Origin of the sequence: Streptomyces sp. NEAU-YJ-81, from assembly GCF_017592595.1 — a bacterium.
GTDB classification, from domain to species: domain Bacteria; phylum Actinomycetota; class Actinomycetes; order Streptomycetales; family Streptomycetaceae; genus Streptomyces; species Streptomyces hygroscopicus_B.
In genome coordinates this window covers 1-21,193 of sequence record NZ_JAGFNO010000044.1, presented here as the reverse complement: position 1 = coordinate 21,193, position 21,193 = coordinate 1, and the positions used below count along the sequence as shown (strand labels likewise).

Here is a 21,193-nt window from a genome sequence, read left to right as displayed (position 1 = left end):
CCCGGCGTGACCTGTCTCAGTAGACGTGGGTCATCGTGAAGCCGTGACCTGGGGTGGTTCCGGTTGAGTGAGACGGCGATGGCTGGTCTGTCTCACTCAACCTGAGCAGTTGGCGCCTGTGACTATGTGTCATCCTCGTGGCGGTGAGCGTGCCAGAGGCGTCTCAGAGGGCGGTATGAGACTTGATATCCGATTCGCTACTTCGTCCGGGGTGAGCGGGCAGGTCGCGGCGGCGCCGGGCGGCCTACGGCCGCGGCTGGGTGAACAAGCCCTGCTCGGTCTCGGTCAGGATCCCGCGTTCGACGAGCCGCTCGAGTTTCAGGCGGGTGTTGTTGATGTTGTCGGGCGCGACCGTAAGGTGCATCGCCTCGCACACCTGCCGGGCCCTCAGCGGGGCGTCGGCCGTGGCGAATACCGCCATGATCTGCCGGTAGGCTGGATAGTCAGGCAGTTGCAGGGGCGGCGGGGCCGGCTCGGGCAGCTCCAGCAGCGTCTTGCGGGTGATGCGGATCCCCTCGGTGCGGTGGAACTCCTCCAGCTGCGCGGATAGTTCCGCGATCCGCTCCTTTCTCCGAAGACGACGCCGCGGACCCAGCGGACGGGGTTCTCCACGGTCCAGTGGCCGCGGGCCCAGTCGGCGATCCCGGCCGCGTCGGCCTGTTCGGCGGGCAGGTCGGTGATGGCGTAGACGGTCTGGCTGGACCACTTCTTCGCCCCGTACAGGCGGCGTCTGCGCTGGATGCGCAGGACCTGGCGGGTGTGTGGGAAAAGCAGGCCGTCGACGGTGACGACCTGCACCAGGCGCTGTTCGTGGCGGCCGCGGGCGTCGTCGCGGTGGAGCACGGGGACCTCCTTCCAGGGCAGCCTGCGGAGTTGGCGGGCCTGACCGCGCTGGTTGTTCTTGATCGTCAAGAGGTAGTGGGCGCCGCGTTCACGCAGGTAGACGGCGTGGGCATGCTGGGCGTGCAGAGCATCGGCGGTGATGACCGCCCCGGCGAGGTCGGCATCGTCGATCTCATCTGGTCGAGCAGGGGTACGAACTCGGGGATCTCATTCGTCTTCGCACCGATCTCACGCCAGACCATGGTGATGCCGTCGCCGTAGCGGACCGCGGAGAGCAGGAAAACCCGGCCCCCGTCAGGGCATGCACCGCGCAGGCACTTGCCGTCCACCGCGATCGCCTGGCGCCTGCGATGGACCGGATCGGCCCGGGCGGCAGCCCGGTGGGCCCGGCATTTTTCACGCTCCTGACGGGGCGCGGGCGAACCGGAGCAGCGATGGGGGATGGGTGGCGGAACGAACACGGCCACCTTCGCGGATCTTGAAGGGTAGAGAACTCCATGATCCACAGGGGCCGTGCTCGCCTGCCTCCAGGGCCACCACCGACGTCAACCAACAAGCTGGGACGAGCCGGGCAAACACCGGGGCCCTGACGCGCACCCTGACGCATGGCGGGTTCTGCTCAGGCAGACGGCGAAGTCCGCTTTGCCGGACAAATCTCAGTCGCTCGCGTCGAGAGTCTGCGCAAGTGCGTCGAGGGTCACGTCGACGATGGCGCGCAGCTGCTCCGTGCTCGTTCCGGCTCTGCTCATGACGGCGAGGGACTGGTTCACGGCCGCAAGGTGGGTCGCGAAGGACTCGGCCGCCTCGTCGTGCAGTCGGCCGGCCTTCAGCGCGGCGCGTAGCCGGGTGTGCTGGAAGCCGATCGCCTCCCGTGCACGCGCCGCGACGCTCGCGCTCAGCACTGGGGTCGCCATGACAGTTTGGGCCACCAGGCATCCGTCGGGCAGACCGGGGTCCGCGATGCGTTCCAGGGTGATGTCGAAGAACGCCCGCGCGGCTGCCAGGGGCCGGTCGGCGGCGCAGGACAACGCGGCGTCGTACTTGTCTCCGTAGCGCGTGGTGTAGCGCTCCAGGCAGCGCATGAAGAGCGTGTCCTTGTCGCCGAGGGAGGAGTAGATGGAGCTGCGGTTGAGTCCGGTCGCCCGGGACAGGTCGTCCACCGACGTGTCCGCGTAGCCGGCCTGCCAGAACTGGATCATCGCGGCATCGAGCGCCGTGGCGATGTCGAACTGCTTCTTGCCTGCCATGCCGGCACCTCCCTCCTGTTCTGCCTTCTTAGCGGAGACCATCATCTCATCATGAACTAATCAGTTCAAGATGGGTTAGGGTGAAGGCATGATCATGGCCGGATACCCCGCAGACCTCACAGCGCAGCGACACGCGCACCGCGTGCTCGCGGTCGGCGCCATCGCGTTCGTCTGCACCGTTGTCATGGCGGGCGGAACACTGACGATCCCGCTGTACGTGCTGTGGGCCTCGCAATTCGGCTTCGGACCGCTCACCACCGTTGTCGTGTTCATCGCCTACGTCGTCGGAGTCGTCGGCACCCTACTCGTGGCCGGTTCCCTGTCCGACGCCATTGGCCGCCGTCCCGTTCTCGCGCTGTCGCTCGCCCTCACGGCGCTGAGCACTCTGGGATTTGCGCTGGCAGACGGCCTCACGGTCCTGCTGATCTCGCGTGTGCTGAGCGGCGTGGCGACCGGGCTCATCACCGCGACGGCAACGTCGGCGATCGCGGAACTCGTGCGCGGGCGCAGGACGGCAGCCGTGCTGAGCACCGCGGCCAACATCGGCGGCCTAAGTCTCGGCGTCGTCGCCGCGGGCGTCCTGGCCCAATGCGTCACGGCACCGACTCACACCGTGTTCTGGTGCTACCTGGCGACATGCGCCGTCGCCGGCGTCTCCCGGCTGGTCATCCCCGAGACCGCAGACCGAACGGCGTGCTGGCAGCCTCGTATCCGCCGCCCGGTCTTTCCCAACGGAGCAAGCCGGGTGCGGTCGTTCGTCGCCAGCGGCGTGCTCGTCGCGGCCTCCTCGGGCGTCAACGGGTTCTTCTCCTCGCTGGCTCCTGCGTTCCTGCGCGACGACCTGGGCGTGTCGAACTTCGCCGTCATCGGCGTGGGCATCGGCGCGCTGTTCATCAGCGCGCTGCTGGCGCAGATCGTCATGCCTGCGGCCCTTTTGCGACGCGACATCGGGACGGCCCTCCTGGCCGTGGGGATGATCGTCATTGAGGCCGCGCTGTGGACCCACTCCGCGCCGCTTTTCATCGTCGGCACTGTCTTCGCCGGCGCGGCGGTCGGAACGCTGTTCCGACACGGTCTGAGCGTTACCGACGCACTGTGCGATCCCGGCAATCGGGCCGAGCTCAAAGCAACCTACTTCTTGTTCCTCTACTCCGGGCTCGTCGTCCCGGTCCTGCTGCTCGGTTTCGCCGATCAGGCCGTCGGGACACGGGTCTCCAGCACCATGCTCGCCGCTCTCGTGGTGTCCACCGCGCTCGTGGGCCTGGCCCTCGGCCGAGGCACCGAATCAACCAGCACACCTGACACCTTCAGCAGACCGTCAACACACCTCACACCAGTGGAGGAGAACCATGAATGACCCCGCAAGCACCCCCCGCGACTCCGGCAAGCCGGTCCGCGACCTGCCGCTGGCCGACCTGGCCGGTTTCACCCACCGTTGGGTCGACGCGGGCGGCGTCCGGCTTCACGCGGTTGAGGGCGGTCAGCCGGACGGTCCAGCCGTCGTGCTGCTCGCCGGGTTCCCGCAGACCTGGTGGGCATGGCGCAAGGTGATGCCGAACCTGGCCGACCGATTCCGAGTCATCGCGATCGACCTGCCGGGCCAGGGCCACTCCGAACGCCCGGACATCAGCTACGACACGCACACGGTCGCTGCGCACGTCCACGCCGCGGTCAAGGCGCTCGGAGTCTCGACATACTGGCTGGTCGCCCACGACATCGGCGCGTGGGTCGCCTTTTCCCTCGCCTTGAAGTACCAGGGCCAGCTGCGTGGCCTGGCACTGCTCGACGCCGGTATCCCGGGCATCACACTCCCTGACGCCATTCCGACCGACCCCGAGCAGGCGTGGAAGACCTGGCACTTCGCCTTCCACCTCGTGCCCGACCTGCCCGAGACACTGCTCGCCGGCCGCGAACGGGAGTACGTCGGCTGGTTCCTGAAGGTCAAGACCCTCTCCTCCGACACCTTCGACGACGCCGAAATTGAGCAATACGCCGCGTCCGTGGCCGCCGGCGGCGGTCTCCGTGCATCCCTGGCCTACTACCGGGACGCCGCCCAGTCGGCGCAGAAGAACCACGAAGCGCTGGAACAACAGCGCCTGAGGGTCCCGGTTCTTGGGATCTCCAGCAGCCACGGCTCCATCCCCGACATGGCAGCTTCCATCAGGCCGTGGGCCGACCACGCCACCGGGATCGTCGTGCCGGACGCAGGACACTTCATCCCCGATGAACAGCCCGATGCCGTCGCTGCCGCGCTGACCGACTTCATCACCGAAGACGATTGAGACCGGGCGGAAGCAAGTGTCAGGACCGGCACCCGCACCCCCAACCGACTCAGCTGTCCGGCATCGCAGTACTGCGACTTCGCCTGGTCCGCTCTGCGGGTGATAAGCCTCGCCGAACTCGTCGCGCAAGGCCGCTCCAACCCCAGGGCCCCGGTGTTTGCCCGGCTCGTCCCAGCTTGTTGGTTGACGTCGGTGGTGGGCCCTGGAAGCAGGCGAACACGTCCCCTGTGGATCATGGAGTTCTCTACCCTTCAAGATCCGCGAAGGTGGCCGTGTTCGTTCCGCCACCCATCCCCATCGCCGCTCCGGTTCGCCCGCGCCCCGTCAGGAGCGTGAAAAATGCCGGGCCCACCGGGCTGCCGCCCGGGCCGATCCCGCACCCGCATGACCGCTGACGTCCCCGGTGGAGGTGGACAGGGCCGCTGCTCTGGGGGTTTCCTGGACGCAGGCCCTTCAGACTGCCTCGCGCCGAGGGGGCAGGCCGGTGCACGAGACGATCAGGGTGGACAGGAAAGTCACCGGACCCGACAGCTGCCGGGTCGCGGTGTCGGGGGAGCTTGACCTTGTGACCGCCGACGACGTGCGTCAGGCACTCCAGAACGCCGTCGGGGAGAACCAGGTGGTGGTCGTCGACCTCGGCGGGCTGACGTTCTGCGACTGCACGGGGCTGAGCGCACTGCTGGCCGCCGCCCGCACCGCCCGAGCTGGTGACGTCGAGCTGCTGCTATGCGCCGTCCCGCATTTCCTCGCCCGCGTCCTGCGGCTGTCCGGCACCCGTGGTTCGTTCACCATCGAAGAGAGGCACGGCCCGTCATAGAGCTGCCCCTGGAGCATCGGCACGCGGCAGCACCCTGAAAGACGCCGAGAGCTCGTTTGCGCAGGTCAGCTACAGCAACAGCGGCATCACAAGCCGCTCCATGCCGCCCACTATCCGCCCCCATCACGCAACAAGCCCAGCTCACCCACCTGGAAGTCAGCCGACGAGACCGACTCGGTGGAGCCCTCCACCAGTACCAGCACGCCGCCTGAGCTGCGCGGATGACTTATCGGCACCCGCACTGCTGCAGGACGATGCGTCTTCTCAGCTTCGAAGCCCTGGAAACGATATGGCGAGTAGCTCCTGAAGGGCTGATGCGTTGCCGGCCCGTCGGCGCTTGCGCTCCGCCCAGTAGACCGTCCGGTCCGGCGGGCCGTCCCGCAGCGGCACGATCCGGCATCCTGTGCGCGCGTAAAGGTCGTCGGCCATGAATGCCGGGACGACGGTCCATGAGCCCGGTATGTGCAGCACCGGTGGCAGGGCGTGCACCATGGTCACACTGTGGGCGGGTTCACGCAGGAGGTTCCGCTCGCGCCACAGGTCGTAGTCGGGGCCCCATGGTAGGTAGACCTCGTTGAGGCCGGACAGCGCGGTGAGCGGCAGCGGTTCCGCGTCGTGCTCGGCTGCCGCGCGCTCTTCCGGGTCGTTGACGGCCGCGACCATCGGATAGTGCGCCAAGGTGCGCACTCGCAGGTCGGTGTGCACGGGCTTGTAGAAGACGAAGGCGACGTCGAGGTGTCCGGCGACGACCCGGTCACACAGGGCGCCGCTGCGGCCCGTCTCAAGTGTGAGGCGTACCTGCGGGAGGCGGGCACTCAGCTCGCCGACGAGCGTGTCGAACAGGTAGATGCTGATGGCGTCGGTACCGCCCATGGCCAGGGACGCATGCGGCACCTCGCGGATTCGGGCGGCCTTGCTGACGAGGAGCTCCCACTGCTCGGCGAGCTCGCGGTAGCGCTGTCCCGCCGCGGTCAGCTCGATGCTCTTCGCGCCTCGTGCCCGGTGGACGAGGCGCCGGCCCAGGCGCTTCTCCAGCCGCTCGAGCCGGTAGCTGACCGTCGACTGGGAGATGTGCACGATGCGCGCGGCCTGGGCGAGGCTCCCCGAGCGGGCGATCGCCAGGAACGTCTCTGTCTCCTCCACGACGAACAAATCGACTCCATCGATATTCGGTCTCGAAAACTTGAACGTGACCGGCATATTAAGTCGGTCCTACGCTGTGTCCACCCGCCGGCGACGTACCTCACACCCAACCGCTCAATCCTCGTGGGAGATGAGGCTGTGGACACGCACAAAATCCCCCTGGACGAACTCCCGACCTCCCGATTCCACCGGAAGCTGGCGTTCGTCGCCGCCGGAGGACCGTTCTGTGACGGCTACTTGCTCGGCATCGTCGCGTTCGCGCTGCCCACGGCAGCCACCGACCTGGGTTTCGGCTCGCTCGGCTCGGGGCTCGTCGGCGCGGCGGCGCTCATGGGCATGTTCATCGGCGGCCTGGTCTTCGGCCCGCTCACGGACCGGCTGGGGCGCAGCGGGATGTACACGCTGAACCTCGCGGTGTTCCTGGTCTGCTCGGTGCTGCAGTTCTTCGCGGTGGACGTCGTGACCCTGTTCGCCGTGCGCTTCGTCATGGGCGTGGCGCTCGGCGCCGACTACCCCATCGCCACGGCGCTCGCCACGGAGTTCCTGCCCCGGCGACTGCGCGGACCGGTGCTGACCTCGCTGGTAGTGGTGCTGTGGGTGGGCTACACGCTCAGCTACGTCGTCGGCTACGTGCTCTCGGACCTCAGCGACGGAGCCTGGCGCTGGATGCTGGCCAGCGCGGCTGTGCCCTCGCTCGTTTTCCTGCTGCTGCGGCTGGGCACCCCGGAGTCCCCGCGCTGGCTGCTGAGCGTGGGCAGGACGGAGGAGGCGCGGGCGGTGGTGGCGAAACATCTGGGCCCGCAGGCCGACTTCGACGCGCTGGTCGCTGAGGCGCGCGCCGCCGGCCCGGCGCGCAAGGGAGTGGCGCTGGGCAGCGTCGTCGAGCTGTTCCGCCGCGGGTACGGGCCCGTACTGGCGTTCTGCTCGATCTTCTGGGCCTGCCAGGTGGCGCCGTCCTTCGCCGTGAAAACCTTCCAGCCGCAACTGCTGGAGTCCCTGAACGTGGGCCACGCGCTGGCCGCCAGCGTGCTGGTGCAGTCCTTCGCCATCGTGGGCACCGTCCTGGGCATGCTCGTCATCAACTCGCTCGGCCGAAGGACGCTGCTGCTCATCTCTACCGCCGTCTTCACCGGGGCGCTGCTGGTGCTCGGCCTCAACCCGTGGGCGGCGAGCGGGCTGGTGGTCACACTGTTCGTCGTCTTCAACCTGGCCGAGGCCGCCGGCTCAGGGCTGCAGTTCGTCTACCCGAACGAGCTGTTCCCCACCGACCTGCGGGGCACCGGCATGGGCATCGCCACGGCCCTGAGCCGGCTCGGCTCCGCCGCGGGCACCTTCCTGCTGCCCGTCACCACCGATCACTGGGGCACCAGCACCGCCCTCTACATCGCTGCCGGCATCGGCGCACTAGGGTTCGCCGTCTCCTGGCGTATGGCCCCGGAGACCCGGCGGCTCAGCCTGGCCAAGGCGAGCGCGGCCCGGCCACGGACACAGCCGGCGCCTGACCCGGCCGCCGCCCCACAACCCCGCCACCAGGCGCAGTAACCCCGCGAAGCACCGGCCGACACCCACCCCCAATGGCACAGCCCGCCGCAACCCGGCGACCGCCCACCGGCACGACCCGCACCTCAGGCCCCGCACCGCCCCCGGCAGAACCGCCAAGAGACCCGAAAGACCAAGGAGTCCCATGACACCCGTGCCTTCCGTTCACCCCGTTCCTCGCGTTGTTGTCGTCGGCGCCGGCATCCTCGGCATCGCGCTGGCCCGGGAGCTCGCCCTGCGCGGCGCCCGAGTCACCGTCGTGGAGCGCGAGAGCCCAGGGGCAGGAGCGACCTCCGTCGCCTTCGCCTGGCTGACCAACCAGACGTACTTCCGCAACGGCCAGTCGCTGTCCGACGGCTCCTCCCGGCACTACTTCGCTCTGCACCGCCTCGCCCTCGGCGCCTGGCGGCGGCTGCACCACGACCTGGGCGACGCCCTGTCGGTCCGCTGGGGCGGCGCAGTCCAGCTCGCTCCCGCCCACGGCCCGGACCACGACCTACTCCTCAGCGACCTGCGCCGACGCCTCGCCTGGGGCAGCCCCTCCCGCCCGATCACCGCCGCCGAGGCCAGGGAGCTGGTGCCCGGCGCCGTCGTCACCGACACAGCAGTCGGCTTCTTCACCCCCGACGAGGGCTCGGTCGACCCCAACGCGGCCATCGCCGCGCTGATACACGCCGCGACGGAGCTCGGGGTCGACTTCCGCTACGGCACCGAGGCCGTCTCCGTCGAGGAAACCGGCGGCCGGGCCACCGCCGTCGTCACCTCCGCCGGACGGATCGACTGCGATCACGTGGTCGTGGCGTGCGGTGCCGACTCGCATACGCTCCTGACGCCGTTGGGCATCACCGTGCCGCTGATCGACTCCCACGGATCCATCGTCCACCTGGCCCCGCTGCCGCCGTTCCTCGAGCGGGTTCTGCTCTCCTCCGACCTCCACGCCATCCAGCGCGCCGACGGCCGGGTCGTCATCGCCCGGCACTACTCAGGCACCCCAACCTCAGACCCGGACGGGCTGGATGGCCAGCAGCTGCTCGCCGAGGCCGCACACATGCTGCCGCCGCTGCGGGGAGCGGAGATCGAGAGGGTCACGGTCGGCCGCCGCATCGTGCCGGCCGACGGCCTGCCTGTCATCGGTCACAGCCCCACATGCCGCAACGTGCACAGCGTCACCACGAACGCCGGCATCACCCTCGGACCCTGCCTCGCACAGCTACTGACGACGGAGATCCTGGACGACGTTCGCGTGGACGTGCTGGACCCCTACCGGGCGAGCCGGTTCCGCCGCGACGTCTGACCAACTTCGTACGCCACCGGGACGGCACGAGCGTGCGGAACGCGAGGTCCCCGACGAGTTCGTCGCCACTTCCCCCTCGACTACCGCACGCTCCCTCACCGACCGCCGCCGCGCCACGTCGGTCAACCGGCGCTGGCCACGAGGTACGCCGCCTCGCACTCGATGGGGCGGCGTACCTCCACGATCAGCCGCACCTTGGACTCGGTGTGCTGGGCGGTCTCAGCCTCGAGGTCGAGCGGCCGTATGCGCCGGGGCATGACGAATACGCCGCGCCCCTGGCGCGGCTCGACCAAGCCCACGCCGGGATCGGGTGCGGTCGTCACCAGGGCGGCGACGGCGTCGCCGACCTGGTGACGCAGTGTGGTCAGCATGTCGGCGACCGAGACCGTGAGCGCCGGTAGGTTGACCGGCACCCCGCCGTCGAGGAGGCCCGCGAGCGGTTCGCGGATGATGCCGGACAGGAAGCCGGAGGCGGCCGCGTTGGGCTTGCCCGGCCGTACCGACACGGTCATCAGGCGGGCGACGCGCCCGTCGATGAAACCGCGGCGGGTGTAGTCCGCGATCAGCTGCTCGCAGACGAGTTTCTGGATCCCGTAGCTCGACCGCGGCGTGGGCAGGGTCGACTCGCTGACCACCGAGGGCAGCGGCAGCGCGGGGTCGGAGCCGTAGACGGCGACGCTGCTGGAGAACACCACCCGCGGCGTCGGCCCCCCGGCGGCCGACTGGGCCCGCGCGGCTTCGAGCAGCGCACGGGTCGTGTCCACATTGGCGCTCATGCCGAGGTCGAAGTCGGCCTCGCACTCGGCCGAGACCGCGGAGGCGAGGTGGATCAGCACATCCACCGGCTCCGCGAACACCTCATCGAGCCGGTCGGTCAGATCGCCCCGCACGACGTCCACGAGAGGGTCGGCCACTGACGGATCGGACGGCACGACGCGGTCGGCGAGCACCAGCCGGTCGATGGGTGCGCCACGGAACATCCGTGTCGTGAGCAGTGCGCCGGCGACCTGGCGTCCCAGAAAGCCGAAGCCACCCGTGATGACGATCCTCATGCGTTGTCTTCTCGGTAGTCGTCGAGCCGGCCGAACCCCTCGCTCGTACCGGCCGCGGGGACGTACTCACAACCGATCCACCCGTCGAAGCCCAGGTCATCGACGAAGCCGAAGAGGTGGCGGATGTCGAGTTCGCCCCAGTCGGACGCATGGTGGTCGGGCACGCCCGCGATCTGCAGATGGCCGACCCGGCCGGTCGGTACGTCGCGGCTGTGCCGCTCGAAAAGTCGTCGCTGCACGTCAGGCCGCATATCTGTACTCGTTGATGAGGTCGCCGAGGGTCCGGGTGCGCTCGTCTTTGTGGGTGTGGAGGTCATGCGCTGCGGCGGGTTGTTCGTGAGCGTCGGGTGAGAGCTGGTTCCGGGCTTGGTGAGGTCGGTGCTGGCTTAGTGCCGCTCGTAGGCCGCAAGGGCGTGGCGGGCATGGGCCTCGGTCATGATCAGGACATGGTCGAGGGCTTCGCGTCGGATGCTGCCGATGATGCGTTCGCAGGGTGCGTTCACGCGGGGAGCTTGTGGCGCACTAAGGCCCTCGTAGACCTGTCGCGCCGTCAAGCTCCATACGAGGTCATACGCTGCAGTCGTCAAGTGGCAACCCCGCGCGCCCACGCAGGCGTGGACTCACAGGGAATGCGGGACGTGTGTGCGAGGATTCGCGGCGGGTGTTCATTCAGTGACGACCGATGGATGCGCACAGCCCGCACCGAATGCGCCGACCGCCTCCTCATCACCGGCGAACGCCACCTGCGCACGGTCCTCACCACGTATGCCGAGCACTACAACGCGGGACGGGCCCACCGCAGCCTGGACCTACGAGCACCCGACGACGACCCGAACGTCATCCCCCTGCCCGCTGCCACGGTCAGGCGCCGGCAGGTGCTCGGTGGGCTGCTCAACGAGTACCACACCATGTCTCTCCGATTGCCTCACCAACGACGGAGAACGCCCAGCTCAGCAACCTGATCGGAATAATGACACCCTTCAGGCCTCCCCGCAGGTGGGCATCTCGGCGAAGGACTGAACGGCGCGCTCCCGCACCCCCGCGGTGAGCCTGAAACATCGACACCAGGATCGACGACGTCACATACTGACCCTCGTCGAAATCTGACAACGGGGCCTTCTGCGTCCGGGCCTTCCAGGACAGCGACTTCTGCCGCAATCACGATGAGGAATCGCAGTGAACGCACCTACGTCGCCGACCGTTTGGGTGACCGGCGAGACCGTCGACGGCCGGTACCGGGTGATCGGCGAGCTTGGCCGGGGCGGGATGGGCGTCGTGCACCGGGTACGGCATCTCGCCTGGGGCATCGACATGGCGGTGAAGAGTTCGCGGCCCGAGCTGTTCCGGAGCCCTGGCGATCAGGAGCTGTTCGTCAGGGAGGCCGAGGCGTGGGTGTCCCTCGGGCTCCATCCGAACGTCTGCGCCTGCCATTACGTGCGGGTGATCGACGGTGTCCCCCGCGTGTTCGCCGAGTACGTCGACGGCGGCAGCCTGGCCGAGTGGATCGGCGACGGGCGGCTCCACGCCGGGGATGCGCGGCAGGCCCTCGCCCGTGTTCTCGACACGGCAGTCCAAGCGGCCCGCGGGCTCGAGCACGCCCATCGCAGGGACCTGGTGCACCAGGACGTGAAGCCGGCCAACATTCTGCTCGACGGCACGGGCGCCGCGAAGATCACCGACTTCGGTCTCGCCCGGTCCAAGGCCACCACGGCCCCGGCTGACCTCCAAGTGGCGCCGGGCGTCAGCGTGTTGGTGCCGTCCGGCGGCATGACGGTCGGCTACGCGTCCCCGGAGCAGCTCGCGGGCGAGCCCGTCGGGCGGCGCAGCGATGTGTACAGCTTCGCGGTCTCGGTCCTGGAGATGTTCACCGGCGGTGTGCATTGGGCGGCTGGTTCGGTCGCGGGTCTCGCGCTGGAGGATTACCTGGCCGACCCCTCGAATCCGGTCGCGGCGCCGCCGGAAGTCGCCCACCTGCTCCGGCGCTGCCTGCGGCAGCACCCGGCCCGCCGACCGGCCTCGATGGAGGACGTCGCGGACGTACTGACCGGGATCTACGAGCAGGCGACCGGCTCGGCGTATCCGCGTCCCACGCCGGAGGCCGCCGATCTGCGCGCCGACGAGCTCAACAACCGTGGCCTCTCGCTCCTCGACCTGGACCGGGCCGCCGACGCCGAGCAGGCCTTCGACCAGGCGCTCGCGGTCGACCCGCACCACGTCGGGGCCGTGTACAACGGTGGCCTGTTCCGGTGGCGTACGGGGGCGATCACCGATGGGGAACTCGTCGCCCGGTTGGAGGCGATCCCGCGCGGCTCCGGCGCGTCCTCCTGGCAGGTGCGGCTGTTTCTGGCCCGGGTCCACCTCGAACGCGGCGACCTCGCGGCGGCACGCGACCTGCTCGACGCCCTCGCGCGCGAACGGCCCGACGACACCGACGTACGGGCGGCGCTGCGGGTGGCGGCCTCCGGAACCGTGGCCGATGCCCGCCACACCGGCACCCGCGAATTCCGCGAGCCGTTCGCGCTGCCGTTCGCGCCGGTGAAACTGCTCGCCCGGCACGAGGTGATGGGCTACCTGCCGATCCGGTTCGCTCCCGACGGACGCCTCGCGCTGAGCGGCCACTGGGACGGCGTGCTCCGGCTGTGGTCCACGGTGACCTGCGCACAGCGGTTGGCGGTCAAGGGCCACCGCACGCAGGTGCTCGGCGTCGACCTCACCCCTGACGGCTCGTACGCACTGTCCACGAGCCGCGATGGCACGGTGCAGTTCTGGGATCTCAGGGCGGGCAGGTGTACCCGCGTCATCCGCTCCGCCGCACGCGCCACGGGGTGCCCGGTCAGGTTGAGCGCCGACGGGCGCATCGGTGTGTGGCAGGGTGCGGACGGGCGCGTCCAGGTCTGGGAACCGTGGACCGGGACCTGCCGGTGGTTGCTCGGGGAAGCATTCAAGGGCAACTACCTGGACGGCTCGCAGTACGAGGTGAGCGCCGACGGGCGCCATGTGCTCACCGCCGAGGAGGACGGGGCGCGGCTGTGGAGCGTGGCCGATGGCCGGTGCCGGGTGCTGGCCGCCGGCTCGGCGGCGCATGCGCTGTGCTTCAGTCCCGACGGGCGGATGGTCGCGGTGGCCGGCGAGGACCGGGTGATCCGGTTGTGGGATGTGGGGGACGGCCGGCAGGTCCGTAGGTTGCGTACGTTCACGGGGCTGACCGCCGCGGCCAGTCACCTGGCCTTCGGCGACAGTGGGCGGCTGCTGCTGTCCGGAACGACCGGCGACCACACCGTTCAGATCTGGGAGCTGAGCAGCGGTCGGTGTCTGCGGACCTTCACCACCGACGCGTACGGAATGCACCACGTCGGATTCCCGGACAGCGACGACCGGTTCGGCTACTCCGTCGGCGGACATCCCGAACTGCCCATGCATCGCTGGCGGTTGCCCGATACCCAATACGCCGCCGAGTCGCACGTGATCAAGCCGCGCGAGTACGCGGAGGTCAGCCGGCTCGGCGGACTGGCCGAGGAACTGCTCGCCGAAGCACGCCAGGCGATGTCGAACGGCCGACACCGGTCAGCCTTCGGCCTGTTGACCCGCGCGCGGGAGATACCGGGATACGAGCGCGCGCCCCAGGTCCTGGCCGCCTGGCACGAACTGGGCCGCTCGGCCCGCCACGTACGGCTGCGCTCCGCCTGGTCGCGGCCGCTGGACGCCGGCCACCTCTCCTTCGGCGCCATCACGGCGATCGGTGTCGCCGCGGGTGTCCGGCTCGCCGTCAGCGGGCAGAGCGACGGCACCGTACGGATCTGGGATCTGGACAGCGGCGCGTGCACGCACGTCCTCGACGATCACCCGGGCAGGGTGGGCGGGGTGGCGTTGAGCGACGACGGCCGGCACGTCCTGTGCGAGGGCACCAAGCCACTCGCGATCATTCGGCGGCGACTGGCAGACGGCGAGTGCCGTCGGCTGACTCCGGACTGGGACATGAGGCGGACCATCAGGTTCACCGGCGACGGAAGGTACGCCTGGCTCGGCGGCGGCGACGGTGTCCTGCGCCGATGGGACCTGGACGACGACCGCTGCGTCGCGACGATCACCCAGAACGGCCCGGTCAACGTGATCTCCACGTCCGCGGACGGACGGCTCGCGGCGGTCGGCGACTCAGGCGGCGTGGTCCGGCTGCGGGATCTCGACACCGGAGCCTGCCTGCGGACCTGGACCGGCCCCGGGGAACCGATCCTGTCGGCGTGCCTGAGCGCCGACGGCCGCCTGGCCATGTCCACACACCAGGTCATGTCCTCGGGCGCCAAGGACGAACCGATCCGGCTGTGGGACGCCGGTGCCGGGCGGTCCGTACGCGAGTTCGCGGGGCACGAGGGCTGGGTCTCCGCCGTGCGGTTCACACCCGACGCCCGGTTCGCCTTCTCGGCCGGCCACGACAGATCCGTACGGATGTGGGAGGTCGCCACCGGCCGATGCCTGCACGTGCTCGAAGGGCACCAACAACGCATCCGGCACCTCGAACTCACCCCCGACCTGCGCAACTTGGTCTCGGCGGGGGACGACGGCATCCGGCTCTGGGACCTCGACTGGGAGCTGGTGGCCGACTGAGCGGAGCGGGATGCGTACTGTCCGACGCCGCAGACGGCACGCTCACGTTCACCGTCTCGTCCCCCGAAGCCCTCCCCTCACACACAAGGAGACGATCCTCTGTGACGCCCTCGGCCACCATCACGCTCACCCTCGTCGAGGGCCGGGTCAAGCCCGGCGTGTACGTCTTCGAGGAGCGCACCACCCGCGTCCTCGGCCGCTCCACCGACTGTTCGCCACAACTGCCCGACGACCCCGACCACAAGACCGTCTCCCGCCACCACTGCCTGCTCGACATCAACCCGCCGGACATCCGGATCCGCGACTTCGGCAGCCTCAACGGCACGTACGTCAACGGCGAGAAGATCGGCCAGCGGCGCCGCGGCCTCACCCCCGAGGAGGCCGTCGCGGATTCCTACCCCGAGCACGACCTCAAGGACGGCGACCGGATCCGCCTCGGTGACACTGTGTTCCGCGTCGACATCACGCGGCCGCAGGTCGCCACGGTGAGGCTCGCGCGCTGCGCCAAGTGCGAGCGCGAGCTGGGCGACGAGGCGGGCGGCCGCCCCGGCGAGTTGTTGTGCGCCGCCTGTCAGGCCCGGCCCGACGCCGTGCTCAAGCTGCTGCTCGAACTGGCGCACGGCGGCCGCGCCGACCTCAAGGCCATCCGCGGCTACTCGGTGATCCGGGAGCTCGGCCGTGGCGGCATGGGCGCGGTGTACCTGGCCCGGCACGAGGCCACCGGCGTCGAGGTGGCGCTGAAGGTGATGCTGCCGAAGGTGGCGGCGAGCGAGACGGCGCGCGCCCGGTTCCTGCGCGAGGTGGCGCTCACCCGGGCAATGAAGCATCCCCACGTCGTCGCGCTGCACGACGCGGGCTTCGCGAACGGAACCTTCTATCTGACAACCGAGTTCTGCACCGGCGGCAGCCTGGACCGGCTCGTCGCCGAACGCGGCGGGCGACTCCCGGTCGAGGAAGCGGTGCCCATCGCGGTGCAGGCGCTCAAGGGCCTGGAACACGCGCACGGGCAGGGCGTCGTCCACCGCGACCTGAGCCCGTCCAACATCCTGCTGCACAGGGAGACCGACGGCTCGACGACGGCGAAGATCGCGGACTTCGGCATCGGAAAGGCCTTTGACCAGGCGGGCCTGAGCGGGCTGACACGCACCGGCACCACAGCGGGCAAACCGATGTTCATGCCGCGCCAACAGGTCATCGACTTCCGCAAGGCCACCCCCGCCGCGGACGTCTGGGCATTTGCCGCCTGCATCTACCACACGCTGACCGGAAGGACCCCGCGCGAGTTCCCGCGCGCCAAGGACCCCTGGCAGGTCGTCCTGCAGGAGCCGGCGATCCCGATCCGCCGCCGCGACCCGGCCATCCCACGACGCCTCGCGGAGGTCATCGACACGGCGCTGCGGGAGCACCCCGAGATCGGCTGCGCGAGCGCGGCGGAGCTGCGCGGGGCGCTGGAGCGGGCGGCGCGGTGAGCCCTGACTGCGGCAGTTACGCGGGAAATACCGGCCAGCGACCGTGACGGTAACAAAGGACAGCCTGCGCTACCTGTTCGCCCCTTCATCGCTTCGCACTCCGGGGTTCGCCCCCCCGTCAGGTCACGACGCCGCTGCCTGAGCTCATCCACGAATATCACAACGTCGCCTGACGTAGTTCATATAGTTGATGAACAGCCAGGTCAGTGTGGTTACGAGGCTTTTGGAATCCTACAGGCGGTAAGTCGTACCCCTTGTCACCGTGCAGCTTGCCGGGCTTGCGGCGGCGCGGCCCGCGTCGTGAGCGGATCGGCGGGATACCCCTCACGAACGGTTCCAAGCCCTGGCTGGCCCGCATGTTCACCGAGTCGATCGCGCACCGACCAGTCAAGCTCTGCGCGAGAGCCCAGCTCGTCCAGCACCAAGCGGTGCAGCTTCGCCCAGACCCGGGCTTTGGACCACTCGCCGAAGCGGCGGTGAGCTGTCTGCCCCGAAGGCCCGAACGAGGGAGGCAACTACTTCCACGTACAACCCGAAGTGGCCACGAAGATGATCGCCGCCAGGACCTCCCGGTCCCCATGCCGCCTCCGGCCACCGCCTTGCGGCCGTGACGGAGCGGGCGGCACCACCCGCTCGAACAGCGCCCACAGTTCATCCGGCACCAGACGCCCCACAAGGTCCACGCCGCAGACTACCGAACACGCCAAATGAGAAAAAATGCCCTCTCAGTGTCGTCCGACGGTCCTGTCGATCAGTTCGTGGGCCAGGTCGGGGCGGACGCCGTCGGGGTTCTTCAGCCCTGCGTCCTCGTACCAGGAGCGGTCGGCTTCCGGGTGCGGGCCACTGACCCCGACCCGGCCCTTGCCGTACGGGGCAACGACGACGGCGGCGGCTCCGTTGGGGTAGGTCGCCAGGACGTCGGCGTCGGCGCCGTTGTCGAGGAGGAAGGCGGGTCCATCCTGGAAGTACATGTGCCGCTGCTTGCCGCGCCACTTCACCGGCACCACGGTGTCTCGCTGGTCGTGGACCGTGGTGTCCCGGAGGTCGATATATCCGTCGGTGTCGCCGGGCAGCAGGTCGAAGCCGGGGTTACGTCCGGCGAGATAGGCACCGAAGCACAAGCCCAGGTAGCTGCCGCCCTCCCGGACCCAGTCGCGCATCATCTTCGCCGAGCCACGCAGGTCCCGCCAGGCTCCGTCGAGGTCGGAGCCGCCGCCGGGCTGGACGTACAACTGCGCGTCGGCCAGAGCGTCGACGGTCAGGGGGACCCTGGTGCCGGGGCCCACGTACGTGACCCGGAAGGGCTGCGGCGCCTGGCGCAGCAGGGCGGCGATCGTCGGCGCGCAGTCGGGGCAGCCCTGGGGACCGCGGTAGACCAGCGCGAGGGGCGACTGGTCGCTTCGCTCGTCGGCACTCGACCAGCCACAGCCGGCCAGCGCAGCGGCGGCCGGGAGAACTCCGAGGAGCAGCCGGCGCCGACCCACAGTGGCCGGAGGCTGACCGACGTTCGGGAGTGTACTGGGGTGCATGGTGTCTCTCCTGTGTCTCCCGGCCCGAACGCGGACCGGGGGCCGATGGCGTACGTGCCCCTCCCAGCATGATCAACCCGAAAATCATCCCACCCGCTCAGCCAACGTGACAGCGCCAGGACCGGTGCCGGTGCCGGTGCCGGGGGTGACCTTGCCGTTGTGCTGGCCAGTGCCGGTGAAGGTCTTGACGTCCTGGTACTGGTAGAGCTTCTTGCTGGTGGCGGCATCGGTGATGACGTGCAGCTTGCTGGGGGTGCCGTCCTTCTGCGTTCCACCGATGACGGTTTCGTAAGCGAGGACGGGCTTGCCGGTGGCGGCCCAGATCACCTTGCGGGGGGCCTGGTCGGCCGAGGCTCCGGTGGTGTGGTCGGCTTTGGCCAGCTTGATGGCGGCCTTGGCGGCGGTGCTCGGGGCGACTCCGGCGGTGGTGGAGGCGACCTTGACGGTGGCGTTGGTGGCCTTGGTGACGCTCTTGATGTCACCGCTCTTGGCCTGGTGGACGATCAGGTCGCCGCCGAGGACGGGCAGCCCGTCGTAGGTGCGGTCGTAGCGGGTGTGGGTAGTGCCGTCGACGTCCTTGATGACGTCCGTGACGACCAGCTTCTCCTTGGCGCCGAGGCCGAGCGATGTGGCGATGTTCGCCTTGGTCGCGTTGGCCTCGCGCAGCATTTCGGCGCGGGCCGAGGCGGTGAGGGCCGCGGGCTGGGCCCCGGTCTCGGAGGCCGGGGCGGCACCCGCGGCGCTGGTGGTCAGCCCGGTGGCGAGCAGGGCCGTCGCCGCGACCGCGGTACCGGCCACCATCGCCGAACGACGCATACCGGCACGGGGCATGGTCATGCTGGAGGTCTTGCGCACGCGAACTCCTCGTTTCCTTTTCTGGAGCACTGTCACGTTGTTGGGTGTGTGGTCGTCCGATGGTGTGTCGGGGTGCGGCGGGAGCCGGGTGGGCCCCGGGGCGGTTTGTGGCGGGCAGGCCGATGGTCTCGGTGGTGTGGTCCCAGATGGTGAGGCGGACGGTCGTCTCGAGGCGGTGTTCAGTGGCGGTCATCAGGTGACGGCGGGGTCGAAGGCGGGGTGGGATGCCACTGAACGCGGACAGGAACCTTTGGGCCGCGCCGATCGAGCGGAAGCCCTTCATCGCGCGTTCGTGCTGCCGGGTGGGCTGGTGGGAGTTCTCGGCCCGGTTGTTCAGCCCCTTGTGCGAGCGGTGCTCGACTGAGGGCATGACCTCGCGGTAGGCGGCGCCGCAGGAGTGGAGCTTGTCGGTCCATCACCCTCGGCACCGCCCGGGTCTTCTTCACCAGGCGCCGCGGGAAGCGCCTGGCCGCGGCCTTGTCCTGCCGGTTCTGGACAAGGATGCCGAGGACGTTGCCGTCCTGGTCAACGACCCGCCACAGGCACTTCAGGTCTCCGTTGATCTTGCCGAAGACACAGCAAGTGTCGCGGCGCGGGTGGAACAGCCGGTCCTCCTGTACTGACCACCACGCAGCGCAACCACCGATTATGGGACAGAGTCGAACGTGTCGGTCCGTCACGCCGCGCGGAGGGCGGTGGTGGGAGGCATGCGCCCGGCGCGCAGGGCGAGGTAGAGGCCGGCTGTTGTGCCGACGATGACGGCCATGGCGGGTCCTGCGGCTGCCCAGGTGGCGGGAATGACAGGTGGCCAGTCCTGCGCGGTGGCGTAGCCGTAGACGGTGAGGGAGCCGAGGGCGGCGCCGACCAGGCCGCCGAGTAGGTTGAGGAGTACGGCTTCGACGAGGAACTGGGCGGCGATCTGTCCTTGGCGTGCGCCGAGAGCGCGGCGCAGGCCGACTTCCCCCTGGCGTTCCATCTGCTCGTGCTGGGAGTGAAGGTGGCCGCGTCGACCGTCTGGAAGATCCTCAAGGAATCCGGCGTCGATCCGGCGCCCGGCCGGAGCTCCAGCACGTGGGCCGGCTTCCTGCGCTCCCAAGCCGACGCCCTCCTGGCCTGTGACCTCTTTGAGACGGTCACCCTGTCCGGCGCGCGGATATACGTACTCGTGGTGATCGAGCACAGCGGCCGCCGCATCCGGATCTGAACTCGATCATGGAAAGGTGGGTGCAGACCTGCAGACACGAGCTCCTGGACCGGGCCTTGATCTGGAACCAGCGCCATCTCCTGCACGCCCTGCGAGAGTTCGAGCAGTTCTACAACCTCCACCGACCGCACCAGGGCATCGCGAACGCCTGACCGCTACACCCACTGCCGACACCAATCGACGATCCGGACAAGCTAAGTGGTCGGCTCCGGAAGTCCTTCGGGGGTTGATCAAGCTGTCGGCGCGACGGAGGATTCTTCTGGGTGATCGGCGGTGTGCCGGTCGAGTCTAGCCAGCAGATCGTCCAGGTCGGAGTGGGTGAACTTCCACTGGAACGGCTGTGCCGTGGCGTTGTAGCGGTCTTCGAAAGCTCGGAGCCGGTTCCCGACTTGGGCAAGGTCGGTGAAGTCATTGGGCGCCACGACCTTGCGCTGCACGACGGAGAAGAAGATCTCCACCTGGTTCAGCCAGGAGGCGTGCACCGGGGTGTGGACCAGCACCGTGTTCGGGAACGCCGCGGTCAGCCGGTCTGCGGCCTTCTTGCCGCGGTGGGAGGAGCCATTGTCGACGACCCAGAACACGCGTTTTGCGCTCGTGTACGGTTCCTGGCTCATGACCTGAGCGACGAGAGCCATGAACGGGTCGATGCCGGTGCGTGCTTCGGTGCGGCCGAACACGCGGGCGTGGTGGACGTCGTAGGCGGCCAAGTAGGTCAGCGCTCCGCCGCGGCCGTAGGTGTGGTTCACTCGCATCGCCCTCGCCTGCCCTGCTGCGAGGGTGGGGTGACAGCGGCAGCGGGCCTGGATGGAGGTCTTCTCATCCGCGCTTATGACGTACTCGTCCGCACCGAGCGGCCTGCCGTTGAAGGTGCGGGCGTAGAGGTCCAGCACGCGCTCGGCCTTGGGCCGGAAGTCAGGGTCGGTGATGAAGATCCAGGATCGGTGCTGCCAGGGCTTGAGGGTGTCCTGGGCGAGCCAGCGACGCACGGTGGAGGCCGACACGAACGTGGCGATGTCTCGCGCCATGGCCTCGCGGGCCAGCTCCGGGCACGACCAACGCGACAGTGGCGCGCCGGCGTCGGAGGGAAGCCGACAGGCCAGGGCCTTGACCTGGGCGACCTGCAAGGCGGTGAAGCGGGGCGGACGGCCGGAGCGCTTGCGGTCGGCTAGGGTCTGTTGCGAAAGTTGATCTTGTTCGTTGATGATCATGTCTTGTGGGACGTGGGGATCTGACGAGCGGCCAGTGGGCCCGGCTTGAGCCGCTGCTGCCGCGGGGCATCAAGCCGGGTCGTCCGCAGGTGTGGACGCGACGACAACT

Annotated in this window: 17 protein-coding genes and 4 pseudogenes; 9 read left to right on the top strand and 12 right to left on the bottom strand. The window is 69.2% G+C overall.

Annotated elements, in window-relative coordinates; translation table 11 throughout:
- Positions 1-244 precede the first annotated feature (244 nt).
- The 3 genes and pseudogenes from J5X86_RS45390 to J5X86_RS45380 form a co-directional block, all read right to left on the bottom strand.
- Positions 245-421 carry a hypothetical protein gene (locus J5X86_RS45390; RefSeq protein ID WP_208522480.1) on the bottom strand — a complete coding sequence of 59 codons (177 nt, stop codon included), beginning with the start codon at positions 419-421 and terminating at the stop codon, positions 245-247.
- Positions 422-567: 146 nt separating this feature from the next.
- Positions 568-1,247, bottom strand: a pseudogene (locus J5X86_RS45385) (ISAs1 family transposase); the annotation flags it as partial.
- Between the two features lie 252 nt (positions 1,248-1,499).
- Positions 1,500-2,090: a TetR/AcrR family transcriptional regulator gene (locus J5X86_RS45380; RefSeq protein WP_208522479.1), complete on the bottom strand. Its 591-nt coding sequence runs from the start codon at positions 2,088-2,090 to the stop codon at positions 1,500-1,502.
- 88 nt (positions 2,091-2,178) lie between these two features.
- Here J5X86_RS45380 and J5X86_RS45375 point away from each other — a divergent pair, with 88 nt between their 5' ends.
- The 3 genes from J5X86_RS45375 (at position 2,179) to J5X86_RS51495 (ending at position 5,189) form a co-directional block, all read left to right on the top strand.
- Positions 2,179-3,447 carry an MFS transporter gene (locus J5X86_RS45375; RefSeq protein ID WP_208522478.1) on the top strand — a complete coding sequence of 423 codons (1,269 nt, stop codon included), beginning with the start codon at positions 2,179-2,181 and terminating at the stop codon, positions 3,445-3,447.
- Entirely contained in the window at positions 3,440-4,372 is a 933-nt protein-coding gene (locus J5X86_RS45370; protein ID WP_208522477.1) for an alpha/beta fold hydrolase, read from the top strand. The genes J5X86_RS45375 and J5X86_RS45370 overlap by 8 nt, the downstream gene beginning before the upstream one ends.
- A 403-nt stretch (positions 4,373-4,775) precedes the next feature.
- Entirely contained in the window at positions 4,776-5,189 is a 414-nt protein-coding gene (locus tag J5X86_RS51495; protein WP_308124930.1) for an STAS domain-containing protein, read from the top strand.
- A gap of 264 nt (positions 5,190-5,453) precedes the next feature.
- Here J5X86_RS51495 and J5X86_RS45360 read toward each other — a convergent pair whose 3' ends face one another.
- Entirely contained in the window at positions 5,454-6,332 is an 879-nt protein-coding gene (locus J5X86_RS45360; protein ID WP_208522475.1) for a LysR family transcriptional regulator, read from the bottom strand.
- 138 nt (positions 6,333-6,470) lie between these two features.
- On the opposite strand from J5X86_RS45360, the gene J5X86_RS45355 reads away from it, so the two are divergent.
- On the top strand, positions 6,471-7,874 hold the full coding sequence (locus tag J5X86_RS45355; RefSeq protein ID WP_308124929.1) for an MFS transporter: 1,404 nt from the start codon (positions 6,471-6,473) through the stop codon (positions 7,872-7,874).
- A gap of 142 nt (positions 7,875-8,016) precedes the next feature.
- A complete protein-coding gene (locus J5X86_RS45350; RefSeq protein WP_208522474.1) occupies positions 8,017-9,165 on the top strand; it encodes an FAD-binding oxidoreductase in 1,149 nt (382 codons plus the stop codon).
- Between the two features lie 122 nt (positions 9,166-9,287).
- Here J5X86_RS45350 and J5X86_RS45345 read toward each other — a convergent pair whose 3' ends face one another.
- Positions 9,288-10,217 (bottom strand): NAD-dependent epimerase/dehydratase family protein, encoded by a 930-nt coding sequence (locus J5X86_RS45345; protein ID WP_243983129.1) that lies wholly within the window; start codon positions 10,215-10,217, stop codon positions 9,288-9,290.
- Entirely contained in the window at positions 10,214-10,456 is a 243-nt protein-coding gene (locus tag J5X86_RS45340; protein WP_243983128.1) for a TIM barrel protein, read from the bottom strand. Before J5X86_RS45340 ends, J5X86_RS45345 begins: the two co-directional genes overlap by 4 nt.
- A 447-nt stretch (positions 10,457-10,903) precedes the next feature.
- On the opposite strand from J5X86_RS45340, the gene J5X86_RS45330 reads away from it, so the two are divergent.
- From J5X86_RS45330 to J5X86_RS45320, 3 genes are all read left to right on the top strand, one after another.
- Positions 10,904-11,179: a transposase gene (locus J5X86_RS45330; protein ID WP_243983126.1), complete on the top strand. Its 276-nt coding sequence runs from the start codon at positions 10,904-10,906 to the stop codon at positions 11,177-11,179.
- A 214-nt stretch (positions 11,180-11,393) separates the two neighbouring features.
- A complete protein-coding gene (locus tag J5X86_RS45325; protein WP_208522473.1) occupies positions 11,394-14,819 on the top strand; it encodes a WD40 repeat domain-containing serine/threonine protein kinase in 3,426 nt (1,141 codons plus the stop codon).
- A gap of 101 nt (positions 14,820-14,920) precedes the next feature.
- Entirely contained in the window at positions 14,921-16,288 is a 1,368-nt protein-coding gene (locus tag J5X86_RS45320) for a protein kinase (protein ID WP_208522472.1), read from the top strand.
- Positions 16,289-16,532: 244 nt separating this feature from the next.
- Here J5X86_RS45320 and J5X86_RS45315 read toward each other — a convergent pair.
- From J5X86_RS45315 to J5X86_RS45295, 5 genes and pseudogenes are all read right to left on the bottom strand, one after another.
- Positions 16,533-16,971 (bottom strand): annotated as a pseudogene (locus J5X86_RS45315) (transposase); the annotation flags it as partial.
- A gap of 42 nt (positions 16,972-17,013) precedes the next feature.
- The gene (locus J5X86_RS45310; protein ID WP_208522471.1) at positions 17,014-17,817 is read right to left on the bottom strand and encodes a BPL-N domain-containing protein; all 804 of its coding nucleotides are present in this window, start codon (positions 17,815-17,817) and stop codon (positions 17,014-17,016) included.
- A gap of 84 nt (positions 17,818-17,901) precedes the next feature.
- Positions 17,902-18,672, bottom strand: coding sequence for a hypothetical protein (locus J5X86_RS45305; RefSeq protein ID WP_308124928.1), 771 nt, complete (start codon positions 18,670-18,672; stop codon positions 17,902-17,904).
- A gap of 223 nt (positions 18,673-18,895) precedes the next feature.
- A pseudogene (locus J5X86_RS45300) lies at positions 18,896-19,235 on the bottom strand (transposase); the annotation flags it as partial.
- Between the two features lie 113 nt (positions 19,236-19,348).
- Entirely contained in the window at positions 19,349-19,648 is a 300-nt protein-coding gene (locus J5X86_RS45295) for an ABC transporter permease (RefSeq protein WP_208522470.1), read from the bottom strand.
- On the opposite strand from J5X86_RS45295, the pseudogene J5X86_RS52695 reads away from it, so the two are divergent.
- Positions 19,649-20,106 (top strand): annotated as a pseudogene (locus tag J5X86_RS52695) (integrase core domain-containing protein); the annotation flags it as partial.
- Here J5X86_RS52695 and J5X86_RS45285 read toward each other — a convergent pair.
- Complete coding sequence (locus J5X86_RS45285; protein WP_208522469.1) at positions 20,107-21,084, bottom strand: IS630 family transposase; 978 nt, start codon at positions 21,082-21,084, stop codon at positions 20,107-20,109.
- Positions 21,085-21,193: the final 109 nt, after the last annotated feature.